General features: G+C 73.9%; 12 protein-coding genes. 11 read left to right on the forward strand and 1 reads right to left on the reverse strand.

The genetic code is table 11. The features are described from left to right. From A3CQ_RS0102635 to A3CQ_RS0102685, 11 genes are all read left to right on the forward strand, one after another. Positions 1–1,998, forward strand: a complete 1,998-nt coding sequence (locus A3CQ_RS0102635; RefSeq protein WP_020509358.1) for a putative baseplate assembly protein — start codon at positions 1–3, stop codon at positions 1,996–1,998. Continuing rightward, positions 1,995–3,842, forward strand: a complete 1,848-nt coding sequence (locus A3CQ_RS0102640; protein ID WP_020509359.1) for a phage tail protein — start codon at positions 1,995–1,997, stop codon at positions 3,840–3,842. The genes A3CQ_RS0102635 and A3CQ_RS0102640 overlap by 4 nt, the downstream gene beginning before the upstream one ends. Then, entirely contained in the window at positions 3,839–6,295 is a 2,457-nt protein-coding gene (locus tag A3CQ_RS61975) for a YncE family protein (protein ID WP_211216439.1), read from the forward strand. The genes A3CQ_RS0102640 and A3CQ_RS61975 overlap by 4 nt, the downstream gene beginning before the upstream one ends. Then, entirely contained in the window at positions 6,292–7,731 is a 1,440-nt protein-coding gene (locus tag A3CQ_RS0102650; RefSeq protein ID WP_026205221.1) for a hypothetical protein, read from the forward strand. The genes A3CQ_RS61975 and A3CQ_RS0102650 overlap by 4 nt, the downstream gene beginning before the upstream one ends. Then, entirely contained in the window at positions 7,721–9,724 is a 2,004-nt protein-coding gene (locus A3CQ_RS0102655; RefSeq protein ID WP_020509360.1) for a hypothetical protein, read from the forward strand. The genes A3CQ_RS0102650 and A3CQ_RS0102655 overlap by 11 nt, the downstream gene beginning before the upstream one ends. Before the next feature lie 21 nt (positions 9,725–9,745). Further along, positions 9,746–9,937: a hypothetical protein gene (locus A3CQ_RS0102660; protein WP_026205222.1), complete on the forward strand. Its 192-nt coding sequence runs from the start codon at positions 9,746–9,748 to the stop codon at positions 9,935–9,937. Next, a complete protein-coding gene (locus A3CQ_RS60435) occupies positions 9,937–11,406 on the forward strand; it encodes a hypothetical protein (RefSeq protein ID WP_020509362.1) in 1,470 nt (489 codons plus the stop codon). The genes A3CQ_RS0102660 and A3CQ_RS60435 overlap by 1 nt, the downstream gene beginning before the upstream one ends. After that, the gene (locus A3CQ_RS0102670) at positions 11,403–13,661 is read left to right on the forward strand and encodes an ATP-binding protein (RefSeq protein ID WP_020509363.1); all 2,259 of its coding nucleotides are present in this window, start codon (positions 11,403–11,405) and stop codon (positions 13,659–13,661) included. The genes A3CQ_RS60435 and A3CQ_RS0102670 overlap by 4 nt, the downstream gene beginning before the upstream one ends. Positions 13,662–14,317: 656 nt before the next feature. Further along, positions 14,318–20,416 carry a hypothetical protein gene (locus A3CQ_RS0102675; RefSeq protein ID WP_020509364.1) on the forward strand — a complete coding sequence of 2,033 codons (6,099 nt, stop codon included), beginning with the start codon at positions 14,318–14,320 and terminating at the stop codon, positions 20,414–20,416. Continuing rightward, complete coding sequence (locus tag A3CQ_RS0102680) at positions 20,416–21,132, forward strand: hypothetical protein (RefSeq protein WP_020509365.1); 717 nt, start codon at positions 20,416–20,418, stop codon at positions 21,130–21,132. Before A3CQ_RS0102675 ends, A3CQ_RS0102680 begins: the two co-directional genes overlap by 1 nt. Further along, positions 21,129–21,563: a hypothetical protein gene (locus tag A3CQ_RS0102685; protein ID WP_020509366.1), complete on the forward strand. Its 435-nt coding sequence runs from the start codon at positions 21,129–21,131 to the stop codon at positions 21,561–21,563. Before A3CQ_RS0102680 ends, A3CQ_RS0102685 begins: the two co-directional genes overlap by 4 nt. Here the strand turns inward: A3CQ_RS0102685 and A3CQ_RS0102690 are convergent. Next, positions 21,535–22,203 (reverse strand): HAD family hydrolase, encoded by a 669-nt coding sequence (locus A3CQ_RS0102690; RefSeq protein ID WP_157295209.1) that lies wholly within the window; start codon positions 22,201–22,203, stop codon positions 21,535–21,537. The two genes, A3CQ_RS0102685 and A3CQ_RS0102690, sit on opposite strands and share 29 nt — an antisense overlap. Positions 22,204–22,205: the final 2 nt, after the last annotated feature.

A 22,205-nucleotide genomic window follows, 5' to 3' on the forward strand; every position in this document is an offset into this window, starting at 1 on the left:
ATGCCGCTGGAGCCGCCCAACCTGGACGACCGCACGTTCGCCGACCTGTTCGCCGAGGCCCGCTCGCTGATTCCGCGCTATGCCCCGGAATGGACGAACCACAACGACAGCGACCCCGGCATCACGCTGTTGCAGCTGTTCTCGTGGCTCACCGAGCAAACGGTCTATCGGTTGAACCGCGTACCGGACCGGAATTATCTGAAGTTCCTACAGTTGCTCGGCATCCAGACCCGGCCGGCCCGTCCGGCCCGGGTCGACGTCACGTTCACGCTCGCCCGCCCGGACGCCGACGCGTTCGTCATCGTGCCCAAGGGAACCCAGGTGGCCACGGCCGGCGGCGACGTCCCGCCGGTCGTCTTCGAGACCGGGCAGGCGCTGGTCGCCCTGGGTGCGCGTCTCGCGGCGGTGCAGGTTTTCGACGCGTACGCCTACAGCGACGCCACAACCGCAAACGGGATCGCCGGGCAGGATTTCGCGCCGTTCGGGGCGCACGCGCACGAGGGCGCCGCGCTGCTGCTCGGGTTCTCCTCGCCGCTCCCGTTCGTCGACCAGTCCATCGACCTGGCCTGCTACGCGCAGCCCCGCTCGTCCGGGCACCCGGGCCTGCACTGCGACACCGACCAGCTGGTGGAGCCGCCGCCGCCCGCCGAGCTCGCGTACGAGTTCTGGGACGGCGCGCATTGGGAGACGCTCGGGCTGGAGGCCGACGGCACCCGGGCGTTCAGCCGCGACGGCCACCTCGTCCTGGTCGGGCCGGGCACGGCGGCAAGCAAGGCCACCATCGGCGCGGTCGGCACGGCGCTCTACTGGCTGCGGGTACGGCTGGTGACCTCGCGGTACGAGGTGGCGCCCCGGCTGAGCGCGGTGCGCACCAACACGATCGCCGCCGTCGCCGCGCAGACCGCCGCCGACGAGGTGCTCGGCGGCAGCGACGGCACGCCCGCGCAGGGCCCGTTCCGGCTGGGCAACCGGCCGGTGCTGGAGCGGGACGAGCCGCTGGCGCTGACCCGCACCGACGGCACCCCGGTCACGGTGGCGAGCCTGCAGCTCGAGGTGGACGAGGGCGGCGGCTTCGAGCCGTGGCAGGAGGTGGCCGACTTCGTGGCGTCCGGGCCGGACGACCCGCACTACGTGCTCGACCACACGACCGGGCAGGTGACCTTCGGCGACGGGCGCACGGGCCGGATCCCTGTCGCGAATCCGGCCAACCCCTCCTCGAACATCGTGGCGCGCTCCTATTCGTACGGTGGCGGGAAAGGAACCAACGTCGGAGCCGGAACCGTCACGACCCTGCGCACCTTCGCCGAGGGCGTGAAATCGGCGACGAACTTCGCCCCGGCGCTCGGCGGCGCGGACGAGGAGACGGTCGACGACGCGAAACGCCGCGCGCCGGCCATGCTCGCGGCCCGGGACCGCGCGGTCACCGCCGACGACTTCGTCACGCTGGCGCTGGCCACCCCGCAGGTCGTGGTCCGCCGGGCGCAGGCGCTGCCGCTGTACCACCCGGAGTTCCCCGACGTGCCGGTGCCGGGCGTGGTCTCGGTGATCGTCGTGCCGGACGGCGACGGGCCCGCGCCGCTGCCCAGCGACGTCACCCTGCGGGCGGTCTGCCGGCACCTCAACGCGCACCGGCTGGTCACCAACGAGCTGTACGTGCTGCCGCCGACCTACCGCAGCGTGCTGGTCACCGCCGAGATCGTGGCCCGACCGGACGCCGACCTAGCCTCCCTGCGCCGGGCGCTGGCCGGCCGGATCGCCGAGTATTTCCACCCGCTCACCGGCGGCGCGGACGGGACCGGCTGGCCGTTCGGCGGGACGATCTACTACTCGACGCTGTGCCGGGTGCTGCTCGATGTGCCGGGCGTCGACCGGATCCGGGACAACCAGCTGACCGTGACGCTCGACCGGCGGGTGCAGCCGTTCTGCCGGGACGTCGAGATCGGCGTGGGCCGGCTGATCGCGAGCGAGCCGCCCGACCTGAGGGTGAGCTACTCATGAGCGCCTTCCTCCTCGACGGCCGGGCGGGCTGGCGCGACGAGCCGGCGCTGTGCGTGGGCGTGCACACGGGCGACGTGCTGCGCCTGGCCGCGGACGCCGATCTGCCGCGGCCGCTGGCGGACGCCTCGGGTTCCTTCGGGGGGCTCTCCGAGCCCACCGGCACGGCGGGACCGTATCGGGTGGACCGGGCGGGCAACCGGTTGCTCCGGTACGACGACTGCGAGCAGGACTTCCTTCCGGTGCCCTGCTTCGGCGGGCGCGGCTCCGGCGTACGCCAGCTCGACGACCCGCACGGGGTGGCGGTCACGGAAACCGGCGATGTGGTCGTGGCCGACACCGGAAACAAGCGGCTGATCGTCCTCACGCCCGGCGGCGAGGCGGTGCGCCGGGTCATCGCCAGGCCGGATTGGACACCCTTTGACGTCGCCTTCTCCCGGGGACGGTTGCTGGTCGCCGACCGGGACGGCGGCCTGGTGCACGTGTTGACCTGCGCGGGGCGGCACCTGGATGCCTGGACCAGTGCCGCACCGGTCGCGCTCGCCGTGGACCGCGACGGCCGGATCTACGTGGCCGACGAGGGCTCGCCGCTGGTGCACGTCTACGACCTCGACGGGACCCTGCTGGAGACACGCACGACCACCGAGGGCCTGGCCGACCGGTTCGACGCGGCCCCCGCCGAGCCGTCCGCCTATGCGGCTACGGGCACCTTCGTCACCGCGCCGCTCGACGGCCGGCGGCACGGGCAGGTCTGGCACCGCATCGAGCTCGACGCCGACATTCCCGCGGGCGCGGGCGTGACCGTCCACACGCTCACCGCCGAGGTACCGCTCACCGCGGCCGAGGTCGCCGCGCTCCCCGCCGATCGGTGGGCCGGCGGGCAGGAGCACGGCGTCGTGGGCCGGGATCCGTGGGACTGCCTGGTCCTCGGGCCGCCCGGCCGATACCTGTGGCTGCGGCTCACGCTGACCGGCGGGCCGGCGCGAACCCCGGCCGTCCACGGTGTGCGCGCCGAGTACCCGCGCCGCACCTCGCTGCGGTACCTGCCGGCCGCGTACCGGGAGGAGCCGGTCAGCGCGGACTTCACCGACCGGTTCCTCGCGATCCTCGACGCCGTCCGGGCGACCGTCAGCGCTCGCATCGACGCGCTCCCGGCCTACCTCGACCCGTACGCGAGCCCGCCGGAGTTCCTCGACTACCTGGCCGCCTGGCTCGGCCTCGCCGACGACCTGCGGCTGCCGCTCGCGCGCAAGCGGGAGCTGGTCGCCCGGGCGCATGAGCTGTACCGCCTGCGCGGCACCCCGGCCGGCATCCGGCTGCACCTGCGGATCTGTACCGGTATCGAGGCGTACGTCATGGAGGAGTACCGGCTGCGCCGCTGGCTCTACCTCGGCAGCGGGCGGCTCGGCGACGACAGCGCGGTCTGGGACGACGAGGTGGTCCGCCGCCTCCAGCTCGACGCGAACAGCCGGATCGGCTCGGCCCAGCTCATCGGCAGCACCGACCCGCTGCGCGACCCGTTCCACGTGCACGCGCACCGCTTCCGCGTCTATCTGCCCGCCGCCGAGGATGCGGGGCTGCGGCGGCTCGCCGAGCGGGTTCTGACGCTCGCCGCCCCGGCGCACACCCTGGGCCGGGTGGTGCTGGTCGCACCCCGGATGCGGATCGGCGTCCAGTCGTTCCTCGGCATCGACAGCGTGGTCGGCGCGTACCCGGCCGAGACCGTGACCGGCGCCGGCCGGCTCGGCAGCGACACCGTCCTCGGCACCGCCGGGGACCTTCCCGACCGGACCGGATCGCGCATCGGCCGGACCACGCGCGTGGGCACCGGCACGGTGCTGGAATGACAGGAGGACGTGGCATGTCCTGCGTGGAGTGCGACATACCGCAGCTGGCGAGGAACAACTACTTCACCGGCAAGTTCATGACCGGGCGGGACTTCACCGACGAGCAGCGGTACCTGCTGGGCAAGGTGCGGCGGCACAACCGGTACCTGCACGGCTCCGGCGTGGTCTGCGGCCTCACCGTCAGCCAGCATCAGAATCCGGCCTGCCGGGACCGGTTCGTGCGGGTCGCGCCGGGTGTCGCGGTCGACTGCTGCGGCCGGGAGATCCTCGTCAGCGAGGAGGAGATCGTCGACCTGCGAGCGCTGGCGATCCAGGCCTGGCAGCGGGACCACGGTCCCGGCGCACCCTTCGACAATCAGCCGCATGCCGTACGCCTGTGCGTGCGGTACCACGAGTGCGCGATCGAGGAGGTGCCCGCGCTCTTCGACGAATGCGGCTGCGCGGATGACGGTTGCCAGCCGAACCGGATCCTCGACTCGTACCGCTTCGAGGCGCACCTCGACCCGCCCCCGGAGCCGGTCGCCGACACGGCGCTCTCGCTGGAACGGGCCACGACCATCGCGGCGACCGGTGCCATGTCGTACGCGGTCGGCACCGATCGCGTCTACGTCGCCACCGCCGGGCCGGACATGCTGCACGCCTTCTCCCCCGAGGGCGTGCTGCTGGACTCGCGCGCGCTGCCGGCCGTCTGCCTCGACGTGGCGGTGAACGCGGCCGGCACCCGGGTCTACGTCGCGCTCGCCGCGCTGGACGCCGTACTCGTGCTCGACGCGGCGACGCTCGGCACGGCGGTCAACACGATCACGCTGGCGGCCGGGCCGGGCGGCAGGGCGCGGCTCGCGCCCTCCCCCGGCGACGGTCGCCTGGCCTTGCTGGACTGCGACGCGGGACGGGTCAGCACCTGGTCGGCCGACGTCGACAACGGCACCGACCCGGCAACGGTCCTGCTCGGCGAGGCGCCGGTGTCGGTCGGCAATGCCGAGGCGGTGTGGCTACCGGACGGCGCGGCCCTGCTCGTGACCGACGCGTCGGCGGCGGCAATGCTGGTCGTGACGGCGGCCGACCCGACGACCGCCGTCCAGCGGGCGATGGACCTGGCGCCGGACGCGATCGGGGTGGCGCCCAGCTCCGGCGGGGCCCGGCTGATCGCGTCCGACATCGCGGGCGGCCTGCTGCGGCTGTACACCGTGGACGGCGCCGGGGACACGATCACGCCCCTCGGCGCGGCGACCACGCCGACGCCCGACATCCCGGTGGCCTTCGCCGGGGCGGCCGGGGGCCGGTGGTGGTTCATGCTGACCGCGTCGGGCACGGTTCAGATCGTCGACGGGTACGCCCTCGAGACCGGGACCGGCACGGTGTACGGGCCGCCGGAGCCGGTGGGGGGCTCGCCGTACCGGCTGGTGCTGACGAGCAATCCGCGGCGGCTGTTCGCCGGGTTCGCCCCGGCCGCGCCGGCCCAGGCCGGGGTCGCGGTGTTCACGGTGACCGGCGGGGACTGTGCTTCGCTGCTGGACGCCGACTGCCCGGATTGTGATGACGACTGCCTGCCGCTGGTGACGGTGGCCGGGTGGGTGCCGGACGACCCGGTGGCCGGGCTCTTCACGGACGACGTGCTCGACAACGACTCGGGGCGGCCGCGGCTGCCCAGCGTGGCGGCGCTGACCGAGGCCGTGCGCTGTCTGCTCGAACACGGTGGCGCGGCTGGGGAACCGGGAGAGCAGGGGCCGCCTGGACCGCCCGGTCCGGCTGGTCCCGCCGGACCTGAAGGCTCCACCGGCCCGGCCGGCCCTGCTGGTTCCACTGGCCCAGCCGGTCCTACCGGCCCCAAGGGTGATCCCGGCCCACCGGCGCCCACATTGGACCTTCCGAAGATCGTCGCGATCAACTGGCCGCATCGGGGCACGCTGACCGCCGCGGCGGCGGACAAGCTCGTCCGCGGCACCGGCCTGGTGGTGACCTTCGACCGGCCGATGCTCGCCGAGACGCTCGACCGATTCACCGTCGAGCTCTTCTTCCGCACCACCGCCAACGCGGGCGGCTACCCCGGCTTCGTGTGGACCGGCATCACGCTCACGGTCGAGCCGGTCACGGCCAAGGGCGAGTGCGGCGGCGTCGCCGAGGCGGTGGACAAGCCACCCGGCGACGGCAGCTGCACCGGCGTGCGGTTCCTCCCGATCGAGAAGGCCCAGGTGCCGGTCGGCGACTTCCTCGTGCTCCTGCACGGCGACGGCATCGTCGCCTTCAAGGAGACCAAGCTGCCGGACGGCAGCCTGTGGCGACTCGCGCTGGACGGCAACCAGTTCTTCCCCGGGCTGCCGGACCGGTGCCCGACCGGCGACCGGATCGAGGGCGGCCAGTTCCGGAGCTGGTTCACGGTCGGCCGGCTGGGCGTGCGCGGAGCCCGCAAGACCGCGAGGAAGACCACCGCGAGCAAGGGAGCGTCACGATGAGCCAGGTCGCTGAGGGCACCGCCAAGAGGGCCACCGGCTGCGGCTGCGGCGGCGGGGGGAAGAGCTGCGGATGCGGCGGCGGGTCCGGGGGGCTCGCCACCTTCGACCGGCCCCGGTACTTCGCCGGCCAGCTGCTCACCGAGGACGAGCTGACCTCGGAGCAGGCGTACGTGCTGGCCAAGAACCGGCTGCACAACCGGTACCTGCACGGCTGGGGCGTGGTCTGCGGCCTGGAGCTGGCCTGCGGGGACTGCCCGGGCTACGTGACCGTCCGGCCGGGTTACGCCCTCGACCCGTTCGGCAACGACGTCGTGGTGCCGGCCGAGCAGCAGTTCGACTTGCTCGCCGCGGTGCGGGCCTGCCAGAACACCCGGAAGCGGGCGGACTGCGACCCGTACGCGCCGCCGCAGCCGGACCCGTGCGACGGCGTCACCGAGCACTGGTGCGTGTCGCTGCGCTACGAGGAGGTGCAGAAGCGCCCCACTACTGCTCTGCGTACCCAGCGCGGCAACGGAAACGGATGTTCTTGCGGCTGCGGAAGCACCAAAACCGAGACGGTGCCGCTCGGCGCCTGCGAGCCGACCCGGGTGCTGGAGACGTTCCGGCTCGGCGTGGTCAAGCAGTGCGAGGACGAGTGCCCCCTTCCGGTGGATGCTCTCCGCCGTACGTTCGTCGGCCAGGTCGTCACCTGCGTGCAACACGTCGCCCAGCGTCTCGGCCGGCTCAGCCGGTCGGACCGTCAGATCCTTTTGGCGGCCGGGTTCGCGTCGGAGCCGGTGGACGCCTCCGCCCAGCAGCGGTACGAGGCGCTGTGCCGCTACCGCCAGGCGGTCCGCGACCTGCTCGAGGACGAGGCCCTGAGCACCCAGTGCACCCGGCTCAAGGACTTCGATCGGATCGAGATCCCCCGGCCGCAGGGCGACGAGTCCGGCCCCGCCTACGGCCAGCGGGCCGGCGCCGCGTTCCTGGCCTTGACCGCGCTGCTCGTCGACCAGATCCGGGACTGCATCTGCTTCGCGCTGATGCCACCGTGCCCGGCCGACCCCTGCGACGACCGGGTGATCCTGGGCTGCGTCGAGATCCGGGACGGCGCGATCGTCGAGGTCTGCGGCTGGAGTGGCCGCCGGTACGCCGGATCCTTCCCGGCGCTGGCGTACTGGCTCTCCTTCGGGCCCGCGCTGGCCTGGGCGATCTGCCGGCTCTGCTGCGCCGGCCGCGCCCGCTTCTCCCGCCGCGACGGGCGGCTCGGGCTGGCCCGGCTGCTCGACAGCGTCGACCCGTCCGGTTCGCTGCGCCGCGCGGCGTACACGGACGACTTCGCGGCGCCGCGCCGGACGATGCGCCGGGTCGGCGACCTCGTCGACCGGCTGCGCCACCCGGACACGTGGGCCGCCGAGTTCGAACGGCTGCGCGGGAGGTCCGGCGATGACGACTGAGGACATCGAGCGGGTCAACTACTACGAGCGGCAGTACCTTCAGGCCGCCGACTTCCGCGCCGAGCAGGACTACCACCGGGACATGCGGCGGCGGCACAACCTGGCCCACCACACCTGGGGCATCGTGACCGGCCTCGAGCTGGTCGAGCAGGACAACGCCGGGTCGGTGTCGGTCTTCGTGCAGCCGGGCATGGCGGTCGACGGGTACGGCCGGGAGATAGTCCTGCTGGCGCCCTACCTGCTGGACGCCGCCCTGTTCGAACGGTTCAACACGCTGGCCCACCGGCAGGTCTGGCTGTCCTACGACCAGACCGACGCGCTCCCGCCCGGATACGGCTTCGAGTCCTGCGAGGACACGTCCGCGATGCGCCGGATCGTCGAGGGCTTCCGGATCGTCGTCGACCCAGGGCCGGTCACCCACGACCCGGTGATCATCGACGGGCAGCCGGCCCCCGGCGCCTTCACCGTCCCGGCCGACGAATCGGTGCCGTACCAGGAGTTCCCGGACGAGACCGTCACCGATCCGCTCTGGCTGATCCGGCTCGGCACGGTCCAGTGGGACGGCCCGAACCAGGCGTTCGTGCACGCCGCCGCCGGCCGGCTCAACGAGGCCCGGTCGTACGTGGGCGCGGTCGCCGCGTCGGTGCTGGCCCCGGCGGACGCCCTCACGATCACCCCGCGCACCCCACCGGCCGACCCGGACGCCGAGGACTTCGCCGAGGTGGTGGGCCGGCTCGCGGTCGACGGGCGGCTGACCGCACGGGCCGACGTGCACGTGGACGGCGGCCTGGTCCGGCTCAACTACACCGGCGGCGACACCGATTCCGTCGACCTGTGGCTCGGCCGGCGTCGCGGCCCCTCCGACGTCGGCCACCTCATCCGGGTCCACCTCGGCGACGCCGCCGACGCCGACAACCAACTGACCATCGGGCCGAGCGAGCAATCCGTGCTGGCCGTGCGCGCGGACGACGTCGTCCAGGTGCCGACGGGGACGTTGTCGTTCGGCACGCAGACCCGGCAGATGCTCGGGCTGTGGACCGCCGGCGGCACCGCGGCGAACGAGGCCGAGTACGGGATCGGCGTGCAGTCCGGCACGCTCTACCAGCGGGCCGCCACCCAGTTCGCCTGGTTCCGCGGCGGCAAGCACGACGATGCCGCCAACACGCCCGGCGACGGCGGCAGCCTCCAGATGCGACTGGACAGCCAGGCCCGGCTGCTGTTCGACTCGGCCGCCGCCCGGCAGGTGCTCAATCTGCAGGGATCGGCGTGGGGCGTGGGCACCCAACCGTCCACTCTGTACCTGCGCAGTCCCGGCGGTTTCGCGTTCTTCCGGGGCGGCCTGGAGAGCCCGGCCGACGCCGACCCCGGGGGTGGCGGCGCGCTGGCGATGCGGCTCACCTCCGGCGGCGACCTCGACGTCTTCGGCGAGTTGCGGGCCACCGGTGACGTCATCGCCGGGCACAACGGCGACGCCGAGGTGCGCACCCGGCACGTACGGGGGAAATCTGGGGTTTCTGATGCCGACGACGACCTGTTCCTCAACTGGGGCAGCGGCCGCGATGTCTATGTTGGACAGCCGGGCGGCAATTCCTCGGACCTGCTCGTCGCGGGCGACCTCAAGATCTCCGGGGCGGACGACAGCGCGTTCCGGGTGCGCTCCTACACCCAGCAGCTAGCCAACGACGGCGCCGGCGGCGACGGCCACACGCCCCGCCCGTGGACGATCTCGCTGGGCGCCGACTTCGGACGGATCTTCACGGCGTTCGCCGTGCTCAACGGCTTCAGCCTGTGGAACAACGACGGCAACCCGGCCTTCGACGTGTTCGACCACCTGCAGTCGACCGCGATCGTCCCGCAGCACTGTTACGTGCGGGTGACCAGCTGGACCACGACCCAGGTCTTCGGCGAGTGCTTCTGCCAGCAGTCGGACGCCGCGCAGGAGGCCAACAACACCGTGTTCTTCACGCTCGTGGTGGTGGGTCGGCGCAGCTGACCGCCAGGAAGGAGGTCCTCGATGGACAGTGCGATGACCGAGCGGCTGAGCCGGCTGCGCACCGAACGCGCCGCCGGGCTGCGGCGCCTGGAGGAGCTGGCCGCCGAATACGACCGAACCCGGGAGACGTTGCTGCGCATCTGCGGCGCCATCCAGGTGCTGGAAGAGCTGACTGCCGCGAAACCGGCCGAGCCGGTGGCGGTCACGGCCTGATGCGTACGACGAGCGGGCCGGCCACCAGCATCGAGCGGCTGACCTGCACCTATCTCGTGCCGGCCGACCACCGGGACCCGGCGCCGCTGGCCGCCCGTCTCGACGCGGTGGCCGGGGCGCGGCTGGCGGGCACCCTGGCGGACGCGCTCGACGCCGCCCTCGACCCGGCCGACCCCTCGGTCTGGGTCATCGACCGGCTCGAGCTGTCGGTGTCGCTGCCGGGCGACGTGGACGACCTCGACCTGCTCGCCCGGCTCTGGGCGCGGGGCATCGCCGACCGGATCGCCGCGGTCGTGGCCGGCGCGCTCGACCTGCCGGGTGTGCGGCGGTTCCCCCACCGCGCCGGCTATCTCGCGGCGTTCGCGGCCGCGCTGGCCGCCGGGGACGCCCACACCCGCTGGGAGTACGCGACATTCGCCGGGCTGGCAGCCGCTCCGCCCGGTCAGGCCCTGGTCGGCGCGGCCGGGGCGCTGGGCGTGCCGGTGCTGGACGTGATCGAGGTGCTGGCCCGCACCCGCCGCCTGGACAGCGTGCTGGACCGGCTCGGCGCGGCGGCCGCCCCTCTGTGGCGGGCGCTGATGCCCGCCGCGGCGCCGGCGGTGGCGGTCGACGCGCCGACGCTGGCCGCGGTCTGGGCCCGCCGCGCGGTGCTCGCCGGCCGGCCCGATCCCAGTGGGCCGGTGGCCCGGCTGCGGCTGCTCGGCGTGGTGCGGGCCGGGACCGGTCGCGCCCTTGACCCGCAGCGGCTGGTAGCCGCCGTGGACCAGGTGGTCAGTCTGTTGGACCGTTTCCCCTCGGCGGATGTACCCGACTCCGCGGTTCCGCCTGGACTCGGCCCTCTCGTCGCGCGGCCGCAATGGACTGATCCCTGGTCCGACATACCGGCCGCGGGCGACTCCGCCACGCCGGCCGCACCGGAACCCGCGTCGCCGACAAGCCTGGTCTGCCCGTACGCCGGCGTGCTCTTGATTGTTCCGGATCTGCTCGCGGCCGGGCTCTCTCCGGCGCCCGAGGCCGCCGAATGGCGACTGCGGGTGCTGGCGCGATGCCTGGGGGCGCGGCTCGCGGCGGAGGCGCTCGACGATGCCGCGCTGCGCCTGATCGCCGGTGTCCCGCCGCCCGGCCCGCGACCCGGCATTCCCGTGGTGCCGGGCCTGCCGACGCCGTCGCCGTCCGATGCGGCCTTCCTCGGCGCGGATCCGGCGGGTGCGGTGATCGCGCTGCTCGCGCACGCGGGCGTGCGACTCTTCGCCCAGCACCTGGCCGGCTTCGGCAACGCCTCCCTCGAACACCTGCACACCAACGTGTACGGCGTTCCCGGCACCGTCACCGTGCGGCCCGAGCTGATCGACGTGGCGCTGGAGCCCGCGCCGCTGCAGGTGCTGCTCGACCTGGCCGGGCTGGACGAGCTGGTCTGCCCGCTGCCCTGGCTCGGCGCCGACCTGGTGGTACGACAGGCAGACCGATGACCGCCGCGCCGACCGCTCGCGGAACGCTGGACGAACCGGTGACCGACGCACCGGCCGGAGCCGCGCTCGCGGCCTTCCGTGATCCGGCCGATCACCTCCGCGCCGAACTGGACCGGCTCGAGCTGGAGCTGCGCCGCTTGGTGCTGCGCCGCCGTCTGGCCGGGCGGATCGCCGGCGACACCGATTACCGCGGGCTGTACGTGCCCGACGAGCTGGTGGACGCGCTGCTCGACCCACCCGCCATCGACCGCGCCGGCCAGGAACGACTCGCCGCGGCCGACCGCCACGTGCGCCAGGCCCGCCGCGACAACCAGGCCCGGCTGCTGGCCACTGCCCCGGGCGCGCTGCGGCTGCCTGGGCTCGGCCTCTGCCCGCTCGACCAGGACCTGCTGCTCCTGGCCGTCTCGGTGGAGCTGGAGCCGCGCTACCCGGCCCTGATCTCCTGGCTGCAGGACGACGCGGCCCTACGCCGCCCGACGGCGGCGCTGGCCGCGGCACTCTGGCCGGACCCGGAGGCGGCGCGGGACCCGGCAGGCCCGCGCGACCAGGCGAGCGGGCCGGGCACGGTGGGTGTGCGGTCGCGGTTGCACGCTGCCGCGCCGCTGCGGGCGACCGGGCTGCTCGAGGTTGCGCCGCCGGGTGGATCCGTGCCGGCCACGCTGCTCGACCAGGCGCTGGTCGTCCCGTGCCGGGTGGTCGACCATCTGCTCGGCGACGACCGCCCGGACGGGATGCTCGCGGACTTCCTCGGCCGGCACCGCGCGGGTCGCGCCGAGGTGTCGCTGCCCAACTTGGCGACACCGCCCGGCACCGCGGCGGCACTGGCGGACGCGGCTGGACGGCTGCGCTCCGGAAGGACGCGCGTGGCTGTGCTCACCGGGCCGCCCGATTCGGGTCGGCGCACCGCGGCAATCGCGCTGGCTGCGGCGATCGGCGGCCCCTACCTGGTGCTCGACTCCGACCGCATTCCCTCCGGTCTACTCGACGCCCCTCACGCGCGCGACGCCCTGCACCGGGAAGTGCGGCTGGCCGCCGCGACGCTGGTCGTCGTCGCCGCTGACCGGCTCGCCGAGTCGCTGGGCGCAGCCAAGCTCGCGCGCGTGGTCGAGGCGGCGCCGCGGGCCATCCTCACCGGAGGTTCCGTCTGGCACCACGGCGTCGACGGCACCAGCGGCTGGCTCGACGTGGCCGTGGAGGAGCCCGGCTGCGCCGAGCGGACCGCGCTGTGGCGAGCGGCGCTTGCCCGTGCCCAAGCGTCCGCGAGCGACGCCGACGTGACCGCGATCGCCGACGCCTTCCGGCTCGGCCCGGGACGCATCCTTGCGGCCGGCCGTGCCGCCGTTCGAGCCCGCTCCGGTCCGGCCGAGCTGGACCGGACCGGTCTTGCGGAGGCGGCACGGGCTCAGTCCGCGACCGCGCTCAGCCGACTGGCTCGGCGGGTCACCTCGCCGTACGGGTGGGCGGACCTGGTCGTCCCGGGGCGGGTGCGGCGACAGCTCGACGAGGTGGTCGCGGCGGCGCGGCTCCGGCCGTTGGTCCGCGACGAGTGGGGCTTCCGGGACCAGCGCGGGCTGCACGTGCTCTTCTACGGGCCGAGCGGCACAGGAAAGACCATGTCGGCCGGGCTGCTCGCCGCCGAGCTGGGCCAGGAGCTGTACGCGGTCGACCTGTCCGCGGTGGTGAGCAAGTACATCGGTGAGACCGAGAAGAACCTGGAAGAGGTGTTCACGACCGGCCGGGCGGCTAACGCGATCCTGTTCTTCGACGAGGCGGACGCGCTCTTCGGCCGCCGGTCGCAGGTCAAAGACGCGCACGACCGCTACGCCAACGTCGAAGTGGCCTATCTGTTGAGCCGGATCGAACAATATGACGGTCTGACCATCCTTGCCACTAACCTGCGCGGCAATCTCGACGAGGCGTTCGCCCGCCGGCTGCGGCACACGGTCGAATTCCCGCCTCCGGACGCCGCGATGCGCCGCCGGATCTGGGATGTCGCCCTCCCGCCAGGCGTGCCCCTGGCGTCGGATGTGGACCTCGACGTGCTGGCCCGGCACGTCGAGCTGACCGGTGCGGGCATTCGCAACGCCGCGCTGACCGCGGCCTACCTGGCGGCCGCCGGGAAGGGCCGGGTCGGCATGCCGGAGCTGGTCCAGGGCGTGGCCCGCGAGCTGCGCAAGCTCGGCCGGGCACCGTCGCGGGCCGCCTTCGGCGAGTACTTCGAGCTGCTCGCCGAGCCCGCCGAGGAGACGCCGTGACCGCGCCCGTGCGGGACCGATCGCGGCGCGCGGAATCGGCCCAGCGCACCGCCGCCGAGCCCACGACCGACGGCGCGGCGGGCCCCACGCGAAGCCCTCCCCCGCCGGGAACGCCGGAACTTCGCCGGCCGACCGCGCGCCGCGCGAGAGCGGCGGCCACCCAGACGGCGCAGGCGGCGCGAGGCAACGCCGCGGTGGAGGCCCTGCTGGAGCCAGGCAGGCTACGCGGCGGAGAAGCCTCCTTCGGCCCCGAGACAAACCTGCCCGCCACCTCGCCGGCCACGGTCGCCGAGATGCAGCAAACCGCAGGGTCATCCGAGATCGGCCCGATCGGCCTGGCGCCGATCACGGTTGCTCCGGCCGACAGTTCCGCCGCCGGCCCCGCTGCGGTGGGCTCTGCGCCCACGGGTTCCGCGGCCGCGGGGCCCGCAGCCGCGGGCCCCGCGCCCACCGGCCTTGCCCTGGGTGGCGCCGCAACGGCCGGCCCCGCACCCGTTGGTCTCGCGCGCGCCGGCCCTGCCCCGGCGGGCGCAGCAACCGCCGGCTCCACCCCCGTCGGTGCCGGCCCAGGCGGCGCCGTAACCGCCGGTCCCACGCCCGTCGGCGCCGGCCCAGGCGGCGCTGCACCCGCCGGACCCACGCCGGCCGAGGCCGCGGTGCCGGGCGCCGCCGTCGGAGAGGCGGCGCCGGCCACCATCGAGCAGTGGCACGCCACGACCCGCCGGGCCGCGGACGCCCTCCCCCACCCGGCGGTCAGCGGCACCCCCGGCGCCCGGGAGATCGCCAGCACGGGACAGAGCGCCGCCGACCACCAGGCCCGCATCGCCGGGGCCGCACCGCATGCCGCCGCGCGGCAGGTGCCGCCGCACCCGCGCACGCCGCCGACCCCGGCGCCGCCGCCCGACCCCGTACCGGAAGCAACCCGGGTGGTGCGGGAGGCCGCCGCGGCCCGCCTGCCGCCGATTGCGTTGCCCGCGCTGCAGGCCACGCCGAGCGGCCGGATGCCGGTCCTCGGGCCGAGCGGGATCGCCGACCTCACCGCGGCCCGGCAGCAGCTGCGGACCGTTGTCGCCCCGCCGGTGCGCCCGGCCCGGCAGCCGTCGCGCACCGAGCGACCGGCCGTTGCCGCCGAGCCGCCGGTCACCGCCGCGCCGGCGCCGGCGCGGATCGAGGACATCCGGCTGGAGGCGCTGGGCGAGCTGCCCGCGCCGCTGCTCGCCGAGGCGACCCAGGTGATCGACGGCCTGCGCGCCGGCCTGCCCGGGATGGCCGCCGACGCGCTCCGGCTGGCGCGGCTCGCGGCGTACCGGGAGGGGGCGCTGGCCAAATCCGAGGAGTACCACAATTACAACGACGACACGCTCGTGCCGGAGCTGACCGCCGGCTACACCGGGCAGGTCGACGAGCTCGCGGCGTCCGTCGGCTACACGGACCGCTATCTGCATTCGGCCGCCGCGGAACGGCACACCCGGTTGACCGCCACACGCCGGGCGGCCGCGACCAGCCAGCAGGGCGCCGCGACCGACGCCGCCGCGACCGCGCGGCAGGCCGCCGAGCGTACCGCCGTGGTTATCGGTGAGGCGCGGCGCGACGCCGAACGAGAGACCCGCAAGCGGCTCCGCACGGCGATGACCTCCACCGATCCGGCCCTGATCCTCGACGTACGGGACGAGCTGCTCGGCCGGGCCCGGGCCGGTGCGGCCGACGCGGCCGTGGCGCACGAGCGCGCCCGGGATCAGCGGCTGGCGCAGGTCGACGACTACGAGCGGCGCTACACCGAAGCGTACGAGGCCGCCGACTCCGCGGACGTGCGCGTGCTGCCCACCGGCGGCCTCGACGTCAACCGGACCCCGGACGGGCGGCCCTGGCTTTCCGTGCAGAGTGCGCGGATCGCCGCCGCGATGACGGCCCTGCGCACCGACACCCGCGAGTCGGCCGACCTGCTGATCGCCGCCGCCTGGGCGGCCGGGGGCCAGGCCGCCGCGCTGGTACGCGACTGGGCGGCCGAGCGCACCGGCGACTTGCGCGACGACGACCGCCGCCGGCTCGACGCGGCGGTCGATGCCGTCGACCTGAGCCGGGAGCGCGTCGCCGCGGAGGCCCGGGCGACCGCCGAGCAGAGCCGCGACCAGCTTCTGCTCGACGTACTCGTGATGCGGGCCGCGGTGGCCCGGCAGTCGGCCGCGACCGCCGCCGAGGCGGCCGAGCAGGACGCGGGACTGGCCAAGATCGCCTCTGCGGCCGGGACCACCGCCGAGTCCCAGCTCGCCTTCCTGGTGCGGCAGTCCCGCGACCGCATCGTCGCGGCCGGACAGGACGGGCTGGTCCAGCGGTTGCGGTCCGACATCGAGGCGGTCACGCCCACCCCGGACAACTACCACCCGCTCGACCTGATCCTGTTCGCCGGCACCGGGCGCAACGCGGTCGACATCGCGGAGCAGGTGCACGACGCGGTGGACCGCATCGGCACCGAGGAGCAGCAGATCTACGACGCCCTGGCGAACCTCACCCGGCCGCAGGCCGCCGTGGTGCGCGCCGCCTACCTCAAGGGGCACGGCGAGACCATCGAGGAGGCCATCAAGGACGACATGTCATCGGGATCGGAGCGGGACCGGGCGCTCGCGCTGGCCCACGGTGACGCGGCGAGCGCCGCCGCGGCCCGGCTGCACGAGGCGATGGACGGGCCCGGCACGGCCGAGCGCGAGGTCTATGCCACGCTGCGCGCCCTGCCGCCCGACCAGCGCGCCGAGGTCGCCCGGCGGTACCGGGAGATGTACGACGAGACCCTCGACGCCGCGCTGAAGGACGACTTCGAGGACCAGGAGCTGGAACGGGCCCAGGCGCTCGCGGCCGGCGACACCGACCGGGCCGACGCGCTCGCCCTCGACGAGGCGGTGCTCGGCCACGACGTGGCGGCCATGGAGGAGGTGCACAAGCAGATCCGCGACGAGGTGGGCGCGGCGCACCCGGAGTACAGCTCCCGGCAGGTCGAGGCCGAGGTGCGGCGGCGTACGGCCGGGGTCGAGGTTTCCTATGACGTCCGGTTCGCGGGCGCCGCGCGGACGCTGGTCAGCGCCTACCAGGACAACCTCACCGGGCCGGTGCGGGACCTGGCCGAGGCGTTGCGCACCAACGACCTGGTCGGCGCGGACGCCGCCCGGTTCGCCGTGTACGGGCAGCGGGCCGAGGCCGGCGGCACCGAGGCCGACACCCAGCTGAACGAGGTGATGCGGGGCCGCTACGAGCGCATCCTCGACAGCGTCCGGCGCGACGAGGAGCCGGCGCTGCGCCGGGCGTTCGGCGACCAGATGCGGATCGCCGCCGAGCAGGGCAGCCCGATGACCCCGCAGCAGCAGGCGATCGCCGAGCGCAACATCCAGGTCGAACTGGAGAAGAAGGCCCGCGAGCGCAGCCGCGACCAGATGAGCGTGCTGGAGCGCCGATTCGACGACCACTACAGCCAGACCTGGGGCGCCACCCAGAGCGTGGACTCCGGCGAGGGCCCCCGGATCATCGAGACCCCGGGCGAGTACGGCGGCCTGCGCACGCTGATCGAGCAGCGCGGCCGGGAGGAATCGCGCACCCGGTACGAGACCGGCGGCTATCTCACCGCGGCGCAGGAGGTGCGGTTCGCGGTCACCGGCCCCGGCACCGACGAGGACCGGATCCGGCGGGTGCTGCGCGGCCGCACCCGCGAGGAGATCAACGAGATCCTCGGTGAGTACCAGAAGACGTACCACGAGGACATGAAGGGCCGGCTGGAATACGAGACCGACCCGGGCACCCGCGACCGGTTCGACTTCGGCGAGATGCTGGTCGGCCTGCCGCGGAACGAGCACGAGCAGTGGCAGGCGATCGAGCGCCGGCACCAATTCGAGTCCACCACGTACGGGCTGGGTGGCGCGTTCGAGGTGTCGCCGGAGCAGCGCCGAATCCTGGACGACGAGTACGAGCGGTCCAAAGTGGCGTACCAGCGGATCACCGATCCGGAGCACAAGCCGGACGCCGAGGAGCTGGAGCGATACCGGTACGAGTTCGCGGGCGTCGCGACCCGGTACGACGCGGCGGCCGAGGCGTACCGGCGCGGCGTCGACCACGTCACCGACGTGATCACCCAGATCGTCGGCGCCGTCGTCACGGTCGTCGCGGCCCTCGTGATCACCGCGGCCGTCGTCGCCTCCGGCGGCACCGCGGCGCCGGCGGCGATCGCCTTGGTCGCGTCGCTGCTGGGCACCCTCGCCACGATGACCACCCGGGCCATCCTGCTCGGCAACCAGTACGGCCTCGAAGACATCGCCCATGACGCCGCGATGGGCGTGGTGGACGCCGCCCTCGCCGCCGCCACCGCCGGCCTCGGCGAGAAGCTGCTGGTGGTGGCGAAGGGCGCGCCGCCGGGGCTGCTCGCCCGGATGGCGCAGACCGGCGGCACCGCCGCCAAGCTGACCGCGAAGGCCGCCGCCGAGGTCGTCGAGCAGGCGGCCCAGGCCGGTCCGCAGGCGCTGGCCGCGACCCTGCTCGACGACAACACGTACCGCGGCGACGTGCTCAAGAACATCGTCGAGGGCACCGTCCGCCAGGGCGCCATCAACCTGGCCACCGGCGTAGCCGCGGGCGCCGTGATGCGGGTCGGCATGCACGTGGGCGGCGCCGCGCTCGGCGAGATGCGGGCGGCCTGGCGCAGCGTGCGCGGCAAGCCGCCGCTGGACGCGGTCACGGTCCTCGCCACCGCCCCCGAACTCGCCGCCGAGCGGGCCGCGCGCCCCGGGCGCCCGGCCGACATCCTGGAGCTGCGCGGCAACCCGGCGCAGCGGGCGGCCGCCTTCCGCGAATTCCGCGGTCAATACCCGAACGCGTCCTACCGTGAGTTCCTCACCGCGCTCGACCGGGGCCTGACCGAGGTCCAGATCTCCGCCGACGCCGACCAGTTGCTGCGCAAGCAGATGCGCGGGGAACTTCTGACCGTGATCCCGCCCGAGCTGCGCGGCCGATTCGCGCGCACCCCGATCGAGGTGATCAGCGACGCCGACTTCGCCGCGCACACCCGAAGCGGCAGCGGGTACGCCGTGGTCGAGTTCCACAATGGAGAGCCGCGCGTGATCGTCCGCGAGACCGCGCCGCCGGGCACGCTGCTGCGCGAGGGCGCTCACTTGTGGCAGTCCGTGGACCCCGCCACCGCCGACCTGATCACCAAGGTCGACCAGTCGGTGCTCGGGCGCTGGGACTCCCTCACGGTTGCCGAGAAGATGGAGCTCTACCGGGCAAAACTCGACCTGGAAATCGACGCTCACCAACGTACTATCGCCATTTTTGAGGGACGCCTGGCCGCACCGGAGCTCCCACCGCAAGGCAAGCTGGTTTTGTCGCGGGAGCTGAACACCGACCTCGCCACGTTGCGCGCCTTGCGCGAGATCCACGAGGGCGTGCGCGCGCTGAGCCCGGACGACATCGCCCGCATCGGCCGCGGCGAGCTGCACTCGCCGGTCGACCTGAACCAACCGGCGAGGCTGTTCAGCAAGTCGCCACCACCCGGCACCGGAATCCCGAAGGACGAGATCGTGGAGATCTTCGACTCGCCACAGCTGTGGCGGGCGAGCGGCCCGGCGGAACGCGTCTACCAGATCGGCGACACCGAGCCCCTCACCGACCGCAAGGCCCAATCCCCGTACTACCGCGACATCATCGTCATCGAGAAGAACGGGTGGCGCTGGCACACGGAGGAGAACTGGACGCCCGAGGACTACTGGGTGCAGAGCGGGTCGGAACGCGAGCGGGCCGGCCGCAACCTGGAGGTCGCGGCCCGGGCGGAGGCGGCGGGGCGAGCGGCGAGCCCGCCGCCCGGGATGAAGGCCTATCACTATTTCGAACCGACCAGGATTGCCCGCGAGGGCTTCGATTTGGTGGGCATCGCGGTTCAGCACGACGACACCGTCCGGGTCGAGCTCATCGAGGTCAAACGCTCGAAGAAGCTGAAGACGGAAGAATTCACCGCGGTCCGGGAGAACTTCCAAAAGAACCTCGACACCATTCGCGAGGATCTGGACGCGATGAACGAACGGCTCAGGACCAACCCGGACGCGCCATCGGAGGGAATGTCGCAGCAGACCATCCGGGCGGCGCTCGACGCCATCGACGACAAGCGGATCGACCTGCGGGTCGTCATCGGCCCGAACTCCAAGGTCGGACCGACCGGGAACAAGCGTTCGCTTCTGGACGGCCTGGTCGAATCGGTTCGCAACTCCCTCGGCGAGGGCGCGGACGTCAGGCCGGTCATCCTCGACCGGATCCACGAGTCGAGGCTCGCCACCATCGAGCGGGACGAGGCACTGGCGATCCTCGGCACACCGGAGCAGCGGCTCGCAGTAATGGCCGAGCGCAACCTCGCGATCGGACCCGACGGGCTGCGGGAGGCCCGTGCCGTCCTGCGGGAGGAGGGCAGGAGTTTGCCCGGGCCAGCACGCCGCAGCGAACGTGACGGCGTTGTCTACTGCGACAGCGAGGGGAACCCGGTCCACGTGCGCGTCATCGATCCCAAGGCATTCAGCGCCGCCGCGGCCGCCAGGGAGATCCTCGGCGACCTCGCGGTCCGTGTGCCGCATGAGACCGACCCGGGCAGTCTCGTCACGCGTAAGGTCGTGGTGGACGTCAGCGAGCTGACCCCGGCGCAGCTGAGGGCGCTGAAGCAGGCAGTCAGCCGGCAGGCCGCCCGGGCCGAAACGCCGAGCGTGACCGCCGCCATCATCTGGGGAGTGAAGTGATGGGCACCGACTGGCAGTCCGAGGCGGACCGCCTCCGCTCCGACCTGCCGGTCCAGCTCTCCATGATCGCCGAGGACGTCGCGGCCCAGCTGTCCCGGGGAAAGGACGAGCGCCTGCCCGAGGCGCTGATCGGCGCCGACGGCGTGCTGGCCCGGGTGGCAGTGCTCGGCGACGGGCCGAGCCTCGACCAGGCGGCGGCCGTGATCGAGCCGCACCTGTCCCGGGCGATCGCGGCGACCGAGACCGGCGCGGGCCCCGCCGGGCTCCCCCTCGTGACGACAGGCATCGTGAATCTGATCGCCGTGCTGCGCTGTGCCGGGCGGCGGGACGACCCGGCCGACCAGGAGCGGATCCTCCTGCTGCTGGACCGCGTCGCGTCCGACCAGAGGGGCCTGCTGCGGGTGGAGACGGCGCGCCGCGCATGCCTCACCGCGCTCGCCTTCGGCCGCCCCGACCAGGCCCGCGCCCTCTGGTCGACCACCGAGAAGGCCGGCCGGTTGACCCGCAAGCCGGTCGCCGCGCCCATCGGCGAGCTGGCCACGGCCGACGACATCACCGCGGCCTGGCGTGACCTGCTCGGGGCCTTCCCCGCGCTGCTCGACGACCGGCTGATGACGTGGGGCGAGCTGGTCGTCGCGGGGCGGGCCGTGCACCACGTGCACGGCGGGATTCCCGAGGGCCGGGTGGTCGCGGCGATCCGGGCGGAGCTGCCGTGAGCGCCCTCGTGCTCGATCCCGATCTGCGGTACGCCGACCTGACCGCGACCCTCCGCCGGTTCGGTTTTGCCCTCGTCCGCGAGCCGTCCGCGCCGCCGCTCGTTCCGGGCGAGCCGGAGTTCGGCACCTGGCGGCGTGCGGACGACATCGCCGTCTACACGTGCAACCCGGTCGTCCGGCTGCGGCTGCTCGACCTGTCCGGGGTGGCCGAGCCGGACGCGATCCGGGCCGAGCTGCCGCTGCTGCACGCGAGCGCGCTGCCGCGTCTGTTGCGCTCCTCCGACCCGGAGCAGCTTCTGCTGGGCGTGCTGGCCGCGGGCGCGATGCACGCGTACGACCAGCTGCCCGCGCTCCGGGCCCTGGGCCGGCATCGCGACTCGGCCGTCGCCCGGGCCGCCGTCCTCACCGCGCGGGGTCTGGCCGCCCGCTGATCACCGGAACGATCTCGGGAAACGTGTCGACGGCGGCGATCACGTAGCGCGGGTCGAACTCGTCGAGGCGGCGCAGGCCGCTCTGCAGGCAGGCGATGAAGCCGATGCCGGCCCCGCCCGCGGCGACCGCGTCGCCCGGGGAGTCGCCCACGTAGACGCACTGCTCGGGCCGGAAGCCGGTCTCGGCGAGCAGCACGTCGAACACCCGCGGGTCCGGCTTGGTGAAAAGCGTATTTCCCTGGTGGTACGCGCCGGCGACGCGCCCGGCCAGGGCATGGCCGGGCTCCAGCAGGTGGCGCACCTCCGCCTCGGCCCGGGAGGTCAGCAGCAGGACGGTACGCCCGTCCGCGACCAGCCGGTCCAAGGCGGCCAGGTTCTCCGGTGGAATCACGTCGAGCCGGCCCTCGGCCAGGAAGCGCTGGTTCACGATCGGGAACAGCTCCGCGAATCGCTCCAGGTCGAGGCCCGGCGACCGGTGCGGCATGGCGACCAGCAGCGGCTCGCCCCACGTGGCCAGGTGCACCTCGCGCGGCATGGGCGGACGCCCGAGGGCGGCCAGCACCTCGTTCTCCAGGTCGAACGAGGCCGCCTCGGTCAGGCACAGCGTGTCGTCGACGTCGACGACCACCGCTTGGATCAACG

It is taken from the genome of Paractinoplanes globisporus DSM 43857, from assembly GCF_000379645.1.
Classification (GTDB): domain Bacteria; phylum Actinomycetota; class Actinomycetes; order Mycobacteriales; family Micromonosporaceae; genus Actinoplanes; species Actinoplanes globisporus.